11 protein-coding genes are annotated in these 11,343 nt (G+C 62.3%); 2 read left to right on the top strand and 9 right to left on the bottom strand.

Features of this window, described 5'->3' with window-relative positions:
* Positions 1 to 248: 248 nt before the first annotated feature.
* Positions 249 to 956 carry a succinate dehydrogenase iron-sulfur subunit gene (locus JW929_11465; GenBank protein ID MBN1440017.1) on the top strand — a complete coding sequence of 236 codons (708 nt, stop codon included), beginning with the start codon at positions 249 to 251 and terminating at the stop codon, positions 954 to 956.
* Between the two features lie 34 nt (positions 957 to 990).
* Here JW929_11465 and JW929_11460 read toward each other — a convergent pair whose 3' ends face one another.
* From JW929_11460 to JW929_11450, 3 genes are read right to left on the bottom strand one after another with little or no spacing between them, the layout of a single operon-like run.
* Positions 991 to 1,368 (bottom strand): hypothetical protein, encoded by a 378-nt coding sequence (locus JW929_11460; protein MBN1440016.1) that lies wholly within the window; start codon positions 1,366 to 1,368, stop codon positions 991 to 993.
* A 12-nt stretch (positions 1,369 to 1,380) separates the two neighbouring features.
* On the bottom strand, positions 1,381 to 2,202 hold the full coding sequence (locus tag JW929_11455) for a phosphate ABC transporter substrate-binding protein (protein MBN1440015.1): 822 nt from the start codon (positions 2,200 to 2,202) through the stop codon (positions 1,381 to 1,383).
* A 15-nt stretch (positions 2,203 to 2,217) separates the two neighbouring features.
* Entirely contained in the window at positions 2,218 to 3,894 is a 1,677-nt protein-coding gene (locus JW929_11450) for an HD domain-containing protein (protein MBN1440014.1), read from the bottom strand.
* 385 nt (positions 3,895 to 4,279) lie between these two features.
* Between JW929_11450 and JW929_11445 the strand changes: the two genes are divergently transcribed.
* A complete protein-coding gene (locus JW929_11445) occupies positions 4,280 to 4,513 on the top strand; it encodes a hypothetical protein (protein MBN1440013.1) in 234 nt (77 codons plus the stop codon).
* A 341-nt stretch (positions 4,514 to 4,854) separates the two neighbouring features.
* Here JW929_11445 and JW929_11440 read toward each other — a convergent pair whose 3' ends face one another.
* The 6 genes from JW929_11440 to JW929_11415 all read right to left on the bottom strand — a co-directional run bounded on the left by JW929_11440 (position 4,855) and on the right by JW929_11415 (position 11,265).
* Positions 4,855 to 5,937, bottom strand: a complete 1,083-nt coding sequence (locus tag JW929_11440; protein ID MBN1440012.1) for a hypothetical protein — start codon at positions 5,935 to 5,937, stop codon at positions 4,855 to 4,857.
* 323 nt (positions 5,938 to 6,260) lie between these two features.
* On the bottom strand, positions 6,261 to 7,712 hold the full coding sequence (locus JW929_11435) for a radical SAM protein (protein MBN1440011.1): 1,452 nt from the start codon (positions 7,710 to 7,712) through the stop codon (positions 6,261 to 6,263).
* Positions 7,713 to 8,307: 595 nt separating this feature from the next.
* Positions 8,308 to 8,853: a signal peptidase II gene (lspA, locus tag JW929_11430; GenBank protein MBN1440010.1), complete on the bottom strand. Its 546-nt coding sequence runs from the start codon at positions 8,851 to 8,853 to the stop codon at positions 8,308 to 8,310.
* A 127-nt stretch (positions 8,854 to 8,980) separates the two neighbouring features.
* The gene (locus JW929_11425; GenBank protein ID MBN1440009.1) at positions 8,981 to 9,793 is read right to left on the bottom strand and encodes a methyltransferase domain-containing protein; all 813 of its coding nucleotides are present in this window, start codon (positions 9,791 to 9,793) and stop codon (positions 8,981 to 8,983) included.
* Positions 9,794 to 9,802: 9 nt separating this feature from the next.
* A complete protein-coding gene (locus tag JW929_11420; GenBank protein MBN1440008.1) occupies positions 9,803 to 10,477 on the bottom strand; it encodes an HAD-IB family phosphatase in 675 nt (224 codons plus the stop codon).
* Between the two features lie 365 nt (positions 10,478 to 10,842).
* Complete coding sequence (locus tag JW929_11415) at positions 10,843 to 11,265, bottom strand: DUF3795 domain-containing protein (GenBank protein ID MBN1440007.1); 423 nt, start codon at positions 11,263 to 11,265, stop codon at positions 10,843 to 10,845.
* Between the last annotated feature and the right edge of the window lie 78 nt (positions 11,266 to 11,343).

Genomic DNA, 11,343 nt, shown 5'->3' with positions numbered 1-11,343 from the left:
GGAATCACTCTGGCGTGAATTCCGGTGTGATCGTCACCCCCGAGCGGGTTTATCGGGGGCCCAGGGTCTTTGAATACGGTCTGAGGGAAAGCCGCTGGATGCCCGCTAAGTACCCGCGGGCATGACGAACGGATGAACTGGATACCCGCTGCGATCACCCCGCTTCGCAAGCGTGGCGCTTCGTAAACCGAAGCGCCACGCTCCCGCGGGGCAGGCGCGGGAATGACGCACCTACAAAAGGATGGCCAATGCTTGTCACCCTGAAAATCCAACGCTTCGATCCGGAACGGACTCCCTCCTCTTGGTGGTCCGTCTTCCGCCTGGAGGCCGAACCCTCCGACCGCGTGCTGGACCTGCTGATTCGCGTCAAGGATGAGATGGACGGCACGCTCACCTTCCGCCGCTCATGCGCCCACGGGATTTGCGGTTCGTGCGCGATGCGGGTCAACGGCGCCAACCGTTTGGCCTGCAAAACCCTGGTTCGCGATCAGGGGCGCAACATCACCGTGGAACCTCTTCTCGGGCTGCAGGTGGAGAAGGACCTAGTGGTGGATATGGAGCCGTTCTTCGCCGCCTACCGCAAGGTGAAGCCCTATCTGATCAACGACGAACCGCTTCCCGCCGACGGGCGCGAACGGCGGCAAAGCCCGGCCGAGCGGATGCGGATCGACGACACGACCAAGTGCATCCTGTGCGGGGCTTGCACCACCGCCTGCCCGGTCTTCTGGGCCGACGGGGAATACATCGGCCCGGCGGCCTTCGTGGCGGCGCACCGCTTCCTGTTCGATTCGCGCGACCGCGGCGCCGCGGAACACACGGCGGCGCTCCAGGGCGTGGATGGGATCTGGCGCTGCCGGACGATCTTCCAATGCACGGTCGCCTGCCCGCGCGAAATCAAGGTCACCAAGGCCATCGCCGAGGTGAAAGGCAAGCTGGTCCGTGAGGCCGTCCGCTGACCGCGCCCCCCAATTCGTCATGCCGGCGTGTGCTTCACCGGCAGTCAGGGTCGGACGCGGTTAATCTCGGCGCCGTTGCCCGGATTCCCGGTTGCGGATCACTCTCTTCGGATGGATTTACCCCCCCGGCCAATTGCGATGCGAGGGACCCCGGCTCCAGATCGCGGACTACCGCAAACACCACCCCGCGGTAATCCCGCGCCGAGTCGCCGAACGGACGAAAACCGGCCTTCCCGTTCCCGTCAACCAGGACCAAGTCGCCGGGCCGGGCTTTGGTCCGGATGCAAACGATCCGGTCGCCGGCTCTCAAACGCATCTCTGGCGAATTTTCCTCCGCTTTGACCCAGAACGCCAGGGCGCCCGGAAAAAAATCACCCGCCAAGACACGTGCCGATTCCAATCCGATATCCATGGATGCCTCCTTTTAACGGACCGGGATCCAGCCCAATTCTTGAATTCGATTTTGTCCTTCGGCCCCAAGGACAAAATCAATAAACGCCTGTGCCAACGGCTGGGACAGAGGTCCGGTTAATAGGAACAGCGGGCGGATCAGCGGATAGGATCCATCTTTTGCACTGGCCGGATTCGGAACAACTCCCCCAATCGCAAGCGCCTTGACCGCAGGATCCAAATTCCCGAAGCCGACATAACCAACGGCACCCGGCTCCCCGGCAACCCGGGCCGCCATATCCCCGGCCGTCACAGCCGTCACCAGGTTGGGAGCGGAAGCCTCCTGCTTTTCAAGCACCAATTCATCGAAGGCACCCCGCGACCCCGAACTTGTCTCCCGTTGGACGGGCAAAATCGGCATGTCCGCTCCCCCCAATTCCCTCCAATTGGTGATCCGCCCCAGGTAGCAATCCCGCAATTGCTCCAGCGTCAACCCGGAAACCGGATTATCCGGGTGGACGATGATGGCCAGAACGTCGATTGCGATTTTTTGCAGGATGATTCCGGAAGCCTCCTCCGGGCTTAGATTCCGCGAGGCCATTCCGATGTCGGCGGTCCCGTCGTGCACCGCCTGAATCCCCACCGCCGATCCGCCGGCGGCGATTTCCATGGTGACATGAGGATGCATAGCTCGGAAGTCGTCCGCCAACTGCGAAACCAACGGCTGCACCGTCGTGGAGCCGGCAAACGTCAGCCGTCCGGCGAGCGGGTCCTCGGTCGGCGCGGGGGAGACCGTCGCCGGCCGACAGCTTGCAACGGAAAACATCAGCAAGGGCAACAACAGCGTTTTGTTCATGGTTTCCTCCGGGGTTCAGGCCGGTACGGCCTCGAACCGTTCCAAAATTTTCGTCCGGGGCGTTTCCACCCATTGCAAAAACAGTCTCACGATTTCCGGATCGAATTGTCTTCCAGCCTGCGAACGGATGTACTCCAGCGCCCGCGCCCGGGGCCACGCCGCACGGTAACTCCGGTTGCTGTTTAGCGCGTCCCAGGTATCCACAATGCCGAAGATTCTCGCGGCGAGGGGAATTTGTGTTCGGATGAGACCCCGCGGATATCCCGAGCCGTCCCAGCGTTCATGATGGGCGTAGGGAATATCCAACGCCTTGTGGAGAAAGGGGATCTCCCGCAACATGACAAACGCGTAGATCGGGTGTAGGCGCATCGTTTTCCATTCGTCATCCGACAGCGGGCCCGGTTTGTGCAGGATGCTGTCCGGGATCGCCATTTTTCCGACGTCATGCAGCAAGGCTCCCCGGCGATATTCGATTAGGTCCGAGTCCGGAACCTTCATCATTCGCGCCAACACAACCACGTCCGCGGCGACGCGCTCGGTGTGCTTTTGGGTGTCGTGGTCGCGCAATTCCAAAGCGCTCGACCAGCCCCGGAGAGCGGAATCGTAGGCGGCATTAAGTTGCCGGTTCGCTTCCTGCAGATCCTCGAAGGTAACGGCCAAGCAACGGTTGGATTCCTTAAGGTCGCGGTTGACGAGGCTCAATTGCCGGTTGGCCTCCTGTAAATCGCGGACCAATCCGCCGTAAATTCCTTGTAATTCCGCCGACATATGGGTGAACGCATCGGCCAGCTGGCCGATCTCATCATGGACGCCGATGGGGATCAGATGGTCGACTTCGCCGAGCAAAGGCAAACCGGATTGCGCTTTGGAAAAATCCGCCTGCGCCAACAACCGGGCCGCCTCCGCCAAACGGCGCACCGGCCGGATGATGGAACGCAGCACGAACGCCAAGAGCAGGCTGAGCAGGATGGCGGTGGCCGCGGTTCCGGCAAGGATCAAGTCGCGACCCGTATTCGCGATCCGGGCGAATTGGGATATCTGCCGGGCCTGTTGCAGGATAAAAGTCCGCGCGCCGATTGTCACCGGCGTTCGAAAAATGAATTCGCCGCTGGAGAACCGGGAGGAATTATCCGGCGTGGAGTCCGCCTTCAAGAAAAGGGTGTCCCGCAGACCAAGCGTGAAGGCGATCCTCTCCAATTCCGATGCGAGATCAATGCCAACCACGACCGCCCCGCCGCCCTGGATATCCTCGCGGACCAAATACAACAGGCGGCCATCCACTTCGAAAATACCGGATCCCGCCATCGGCAATAGACCGATAACGGAGGAAATCTTGTAAAGGCTGGCTTGGACCAAATTGGTCCGCGGATTCCCGTTTGCCGTGTAGATCTGTATCAGATCGAGTTCGAATCGGTCGCGGATTACCACCGCGCGGCTGTTCACGACGGGAAGCGAATCCGCCGTATCCATCGCCAGGGCTGATGTCATGATCGGATCGTTCGCCAACATGCGCGCCGCCGTATCACCGAACCCCAGCTTTTCGCGCAGACTGGCGACGACCTTTTGATTGTCCGACTGGACCTCGCCTTCCAGCAAGGTCCGGGAGATGGAAATTATCCCGAAGTTATAAACCAACCCCGTCGTCAGCATGGACAGCAGCATGCATCCGACGACCGGGACAAGGACTTTCATAAAAATTCCCGTATTGCGGTAGGCGAATCCGGCCTTGCTTGCCAGCCGCCCGGCCGAAGAGGCATGGAACGCTTTAATTAACCGTTTGATTTTTCCCTCCGAGAAATTTTCCTAACATAGTGTTGAAAAAACCGGTCGCGTAGCCCGCGTTTTGTGCGGGCGTATCGAGACCGCGATATTTCCGGCGGTTTCGATACGCCCCGATGCTTCATCGGGGCTGCTCAACCACCTGCGACACCTTTTTTCAACATCCTGCTAAATGGATTCCACGACCCGCGCCGAACGGGATTCCATCGTGGGTTTTGACGGTTAAAATTTATCGGAAGCGGGTAAAATGCCGGTTAATGGGGATTTATCGTTTGGTTAATGTCCGGTAAATGGATTAATGACGGGAATTCCAATTGAGGGTTTTTATTACTTCTTCTTTGCGGCGTATCGCTTCCTGTTCGATTCGCGCGACCGCGGAGCCGCGGAACACACGGCGGCGCCTCAGGGCGCGGATGGCATCTGGCGCTGCCGGACGATCTTCCAATGTACGGTCGCCTGCCCGCGCGAGATCAAGGTCACCAAGGCCGTCGTCGAGTTGAAGGGCAAGCTGATCCGTGAGGCCGTCGGCTGACCACGCCCCCCAATTCGTCGTGCCGGCGTGTGCTTCACCGGCGTTCAGGGTCGGACGCGATTAATCCCGGCGTCAATCCCCGGGCTCCCGGTTGCGAAGTACTCTCTTCGATCAACTGCCCAAGCCATATCGCCTTCCCCATGGTGACGCCGTCCGGATTGTGGAAGGGTTCTTCGAGCCCATTTCTTGTGTTTCCGGTTTTCGTTCGTCACCCCGGCGCCCGCGCCCGCTCGCGAATTCTTTGCATCGGAAGATTACTGTGCTCATCGCTCGGGAGGCAGGCCCTCGCGCAGCGGATGTGACTGCGGCCTGCATGACGATCACTCCGCCCTTGCGGGGCTTCACGGTTGCGGGGATTGGTGCCAATACTGCGGCTTGCGCAGTTCCTCCGCGTAAAAAGGGCGGATGGGCGAATCCTGGAGCATGACGTTCTGCCAATCCGGGGCGGTCGTCGTCTGGCGGAAATCCTCGTTGGAATAGCAAAACCCCTTGATGTTGGGATCCGCGTTGATCAGCGCGAAGAAAGGCGCGAACCAGGAATCCCAGACGGCAGCGTCGGCGACTCCCTGGGTCGACGGCCCCGATTCGGGGATGAAGACCGGCTTGCCGCGGGCGGCGGCGTCCGCCAGGAAGCGCAGCAGCTCGGCGTTGGCCGCGGGGTCGAGGAAATGGAGCGAGAAGATGTCGACGCTCCACCAATCGACCACGTCGTCCCCGGGGTACCAATCCAAATACGGGAATTCCCGCGCTTGCGGCATATAGTTCCACATAAAGACGGCGTTGGTCACCCCCTCCCGGCGGAACAAGCTGACGATGCGTCGGAAGGATTCGGCGAAATGCCGGATGTGGTACCCGCTCCAGGAGCCGTTGAATTCGGGCGCCGGACGGACGAACACCGGCCGGTCGAATCCGCGCACCAGCGCGGCCAATTTTACAAGCGCGTCGTCGTAGTCGCCGCGGGCCACTTCCCGTTCCAGGCCGGTGATGGTCCTGCCCTCCGAACTGGTGTACAGGATGGTCAGGAGCGGAATTTCGCGCGGGTAACGGTTGAAATCGTCCGCCAGGCGGTCGATCATCTGGTCGAGGGTGAACCGTGTTCCTCCAAGGTTGATATCGTCGCGGACGACGATCGGCAGGGTGTCGGGGAAGGCGGCCAGGTACGCGTTGTGATGCTCCGGCCAAAAGAGCGGTCCGGATCCGTGCAGAATCCTCCCGCCGAGATCGCCGGCCTTGAGATCGTCGCACTCAGGCCATCCCGGATCGACGGCGCTCGAAACCGTTCCCGTCGGAGGAATGGAGGAAGGATCGGACGAAATTGTTGGCGTCGCCGGCACAACGCCGGAAATCAGGGAACAGGCGAGGACCGGCGCGCACGCCGCCGGCAGGTACAGCATCCTCCAGAAGGTTCCACAAATCGTCTTCATGGCGCACCCCGTCGGGTTCCGATTCGCTTGCCGAGAACCGAGCTTCCGCCAGTATCCACTGTGGGGGAGACGCTTGGCAACTCGCCGTCGGCCGGGGCGGGGTCGCCCGTAGGTCACGATACCGGCCGCCCGTAGACGATCCGGCGGGTTTCGGCACGGTGGCGCTACGCACCGACACGTTCCGTTCCGGTGTTCGTCCGCATCCAGCTCACCGGCCATGCATCAAGACGGCCGGAGCAGTCCTCCGAAGGATTCCGGATGAACAACCGCCGGCTGCGGCGCGAAAAGCGGCGCACCGCGACGGAGAGGAACTCCCCCTCCCTTCAGCGATAGGCGGACAGGAAATGCCGCAGGGTTTGCCACGATTCCCCGAAGCCCATCCGGTAAGCCAGGCACTTGCGCAGATAATACCCGTCGATCAGGTCCCCGATCAGGCGGAACAGCGCGTTCGGGGGAAGCTCGAGCAGCGGCGCAAAGACGCGCATCAGGCGCGGATGATGCGACAACAGGCTGAAGAAGCAACGCAGGTTCAGGATCCGCCTTCGCTCGCGCTCGTCGGCGAACCGCAGGGGCGTCCGGTGGTAATAATTCTCATACAGGGAGTCAAAATTTCCGTCGAAGAATCCGCGCTCGACCGCATACGCCGTGAGCGGCAGCTTCGGATACGGGGCGAACAGCGAGGCGTTGGCGACGTCGGGCTGGATCCGCTGATTGACCGCGAGGGTGCGCAGTGCCGCCGCGTAGGTTTCGCCCGGCAGCCCGACGATGTTTTCCGTGATCAGCTTCACGCCGTGGCGGCGGAGCCGATCCGCGGCGGCGGCCATCTGCTCCTCGCTCATCCGGCGCAGCATCACCTGGTTGCGGAAATATTCGTCGCCGGATTCCACCCCGCAATACGCCAGCCGCAGGCCGGCCTCGGCCAACGCCGCCGTCACATCCTCCTCCAAGGATTCGAAGCGCGCGTTGATGCTGAACGGCAGGCGGACCCGCCGGGCATACGCCTCCGCGAACGCCAAGGCCCATTTCCTATCCAGGGTGAAGACGTCGTCCACGAAGCCCACCATCCGCAGCGGGACTTTCTTGCGCAGGTCCTGGATTTCCTCGATGATGCTTTCCGGCGAGCGGGAGAAGAAAATCCCGGATTGGCCGGTTTCTTCGCGGTACATCTTGTTGTAGGCGTCGTTGAAACAGTACGTGCAGCGGTTCGGGCATCCGCGGTGGGCCACAAAGTGCTTGATCCCGTGGTGGTAGAGGAAGGGGGAGAGCCGGGTGTAGAGATCGCGGGCCGGAAAGGGCAGGTCGTCGAGGGACCGGTTGCGGGGCCGCACCGGATTGCGGATCACTTCTTCGCCGCGCTTCACCCAGAAGTTGCGCACGTCCTCCGGAATTCGCCCCCCCTCCGCCTCGAGCCGATCCGCGAATTCCAGAGCGGCTTCTTCACCCTCGCCCCGGCAGACGGCGTCCACCCAGGGGAGCTTAATCATCTCGGGGAAGAAGGTCGGGTGCGGCCCGCCGAAGACCGTCGTCACCGCCGCGCCTTGCTTCAGGATCCGGGCAAATTCCAGAATGCGCTGATGGCCGCCGGTCAGCATGCTGAAACACACCGCGGCGGGAGCCCAGGCGCGGATCGCCTCGAGAGCCCGCTCCGGGCGCCCGCCGATGACAAACAACTTCACCTCGTGGCCGCCGCGCCGCAGCATCGATGCCACTCCGGTGAATCCAACCGGGATATTGAACCGGATAACCTCGTCTACGAAGGCAAAGCGCATGGGCACGTATGGCCTTTCCCGCCGAAATCTGCGGATCCCGGGGGTTCGTGTTGTATTTTACCGGATGCACGCCTCCCGAACCAATCGACGGTAGCGGCGACGCATCCGCCGGATTCGGATTCCGCCTCCAGCATTGTCGGCATGCAACCCCCAAAGCTTAAGGCGCGGACCGCGCGGGTTCTTTTCGGCCCACCGTCCCTTCGCGCAGGTTCGTAATGAAAACGCCATCGAGATCTATGGAGAAGAATTCCGGCCAGCCCTGCGCCAGCAGCGGATCGCGGAGGTTCCACTGGAGGATCCTCTGGCAGGGCCGGCCTTCGGGCACCTCGCAATCCGAGCTGATCCCGCCGCCGAACAGCTCGGCGAGCCTGGTTTCCTTGAGGAAAGCGCGGCCCCCCACCCGAATATTGAAAACCACCTTGGAAAATATGATTGCAAGGGGCCGGAGGGAGCGAAGCAGATTGCTGCGTCGGATCGCCCCCTGTAAAGACGTGTCCGGCCTTTATAAAATGCGGAGGATGGTTCGAACCGGAGGGCTCGGCCAAGCGCCCCGGTTCGCCGCTTTCGCGAATCGCAATCGCCCTCTACGGCCGGCGGCGCGTCACATCGTTTGATCCTTGCGCGCCTCGTCCGCGGCCGCTCCGTTCCCTTCCCCGGCTTCCGGGACCGCCGGCTTCATGCCCAGCCAACCGATGATGATCAGCGGAATGCCGACCACGATCGCCACGTCGGCCAAGTTCGAAACCCCGGTGCGCACCGCGCCGAATCCCAGGCTGAAGAAATCGACCACCTCGCCGTACGCCGCCCGGTCGATCAGGTTGGCGAAGCCGCCGCCCCACACCAAGCTGAAGCCCGCGGCCGCCCAGCCGAATCCTTCCTCGCGAATGAGCATGATGCCGACCCAGACCAGGATCGCGACCGTGGAGAGTGGCATGAACCAGCGGCGGATCCCGGCTGGAAGCTGGGAGCCCAGCCCGAGGATGGCGCCGGTGTTGTGGATGTATTCCAGGCGGAGGAAATCCCCAAGGTAGGAATGCCGGACGCCGTCGGAAAGATATTCCGTCGCGAGCGCCTTGCCCGCCTGGTCGACGGCCAGCACCGCTGCGACCAGGAACAAAAACAACACCAGCTTCCTTCGGTTGCCCACGCGTTCCCTCCCGTATCCGTCCGGACGGCTTCCCGCCCCGGCGCATCCGCGTTTTGTCCGCGCCGAAAGACGGACCGTCTTCCGGATCCGCCGTGCCCAGCGGTTGTTCAGCCCGAACCGATTCCTCTCACTCCCGGACCGCGGAGAATAGGCCCGTCTCCTTCGAGATCCGGATCACCCCGCCTCTTCGCGTCATCTCCCGCTTTAGGTATTCCTTCAATTCACCCAGCCGGCCTTCGCCGACCGTCATCCGGCCGGATTGAATATAGGCGATGAGCGGCTCCAACTCGGTGACGGCCAGGGAATCCTCGTAGCGCTGGAGAGTCACCTCGCGGAACAAAGCCGCGATCTGCTCCGCGCCGTTTTCCAGCGTGAACCCCTCTTCCAACCCGCCCGACCTCCACACGTCCAGTTGCGGATCGAATCCGGAAACCAGTTCGGCCAACTCGCGCATGTGCCCGCTCCCGACCGTGGAAGCATAAAACCGCCCGGCGGGGCGCATCACCCTGCGAATTTCCGCCAGCGCCCGCGGGCGTTCGCGAACGTGATACAGCATGTGGTCGGCGATCACCGCGTCGAAAGCCGCCGCGGGAAATGGGACCGCTTGCGCGTCCGCGAGTGCAAAGCGGAACAGCCGGCCGCCGGAAGCGAGATTCCTCCGCGCCTGCTGCGCCATGCCGGCCGAAGCATCGGTCAGCGTGAGGTTCCATCCCTCCGGGATCCGGCCGAGGTTGTCGCGCCACAACTCGCCGCTTCCGCACCCCAGCTCAAGCAACCGGCAATCGGGGGGAAGATCCAGCCGCTCGAAGATCCACTGCAAAAAGCCGTGGGGGTTGGTGCTGAAGGTCCGGTGGATGGATACGCGCGCGTTCAGGTTCGAGGCGTCGCGGTATTGTCTTTTCAGAAAGCGCTTGTCGTCCAGCCTGTCCGCCCGTCCCATTCCGGTTTCCTACTCCCCGTCCAGCACGGACCATCCCCGTTGCACGGCGGTTTGCCGCAGCTTCGAATCCGGATGGACGGCCGTCGGGTGGCCGGCGAGCTCCAGAAACGGCAGATCGTGGAACGAATCCGCGTAAGCGTAACTCTCCTTCCAATCCACCTCTACCCCAAGCTCCGCAGCCAAGCGCAATGTGCGGGCGGCCTTCTCGCGGCCGATCACCACCGGCGATCCGATCCGTCCGGTATAGCGGCCGGCGCGCACCTCGGCGTCCGTCCCGGCCGTCCCCGCCGCCTGGAGCCTTGCCCCGATCCGCGCGACGATCGGCGTCAGTCCGCCCGAGGCGATCATCAGCAGATGCCCCGACGCGCGGTGGCGTTCCCAGCGGCCGAGGATTTCCCTGCGGCCCGAGGGGAGGATGAACTCATCCGCGACCCAGTCGAAGGCGGCGTCGGCCTCCGGCCGGCTGTATCCTCCGATCAGACCGGCCATGCGTGCGATCGCGATTGTATTGAACGCTTCCCGGGAGTAAAAACCCAATTTGCTAATCTGATACAGAGGCAGGAGCGAGGCGAAGTAAGCCGCGGCCGGAATCGCGCGCCCGTGGGCAAAGGCGTACTCGGTCATCCCCTTGCCCATCGGATTGGTGAACAGCGTGCCTTCGATGTCGAAGAGGGCCGCGATCATGGCCGCCCATGATACCACGGGGAGGCGGAAGCGCTCGTGTTATCGGAAGGAGACGCATCTCCCCGGCTTCCGGTTTTGGTCTTTCCTCGCTTCCAACCCCCACACCCGTCTCTCGCTTTCCCTCGTTACGCTCGGGACAGGCCGCTCGAGGGCGGGCTGGGGGGGCCAGGGGATAGGGGCGGGGATCGAGAAGTCTAAGATTTCCTTTAACATTGAATCCGCCGAGCAGAAACAAGATTACTTGAATAGCCCCAGCCAAGTTGTTCCCACGGCGAACTGCCCCCGAAACGCAAAGCCTCAAAGGCACGGAAGAAAAATCTCCGGCGCCTTTGGGGCTTTGCGTTTTTTAGATTGGTCGGCGATCGTCAGGGTTTCGGTTTCGAATACCCGCGCAATGCGGTTCCGCAACGCGTGCAGGCCGTGTCCCACCAGGAGGCTTCCTGCCCGCACTCCGGGCAGGACCAGCGCGCCTTCATCCCCTCCAGCCAGGCGGCTTTTCCCTCCCGGTCGATGGTCTTCATATATTCGAAAATTTCGCGGTGGTACGGATATTCCTCCATGTCCGCAAATCCCTTCAGCTTTTCACAGGGATATTCCTCGCAGGCGGAGCAAAATTCGACGCCCTTGCTCCGGGCGCAGGCCTTGAGGTTGCATACGCGGCACCACTCCGCATTCAGTCCGCTCTTGCACCCGCGGCATGCTTCCTTCGCCGTTCCGGCTTTCGTTTCCAGAAAGATTGGGCACGCCCCGCAATACAGACCGCAATAACCGTCCAGGGAATAATCCATCATGCGCTCCTTTCAGTTTGTGGGATTCTACCCCGCTTTTCTCCCCGGCCGGCGGCAGCTGGCATACCGAGGTTGGTG

This window comes from Anaerolineales bacterium, from assembly GCA_016928575.1.
In the GTDB taxonomy this organism is placed as follows: domain Bacteria; phylum Chloroflexota; class Anaerolineae; order Anaerolineales; family RBG-16-64-43; genus JAFGKK01.
This window is presented reverse-complemented; position numbering and strand designations above follow the sequence as displayed.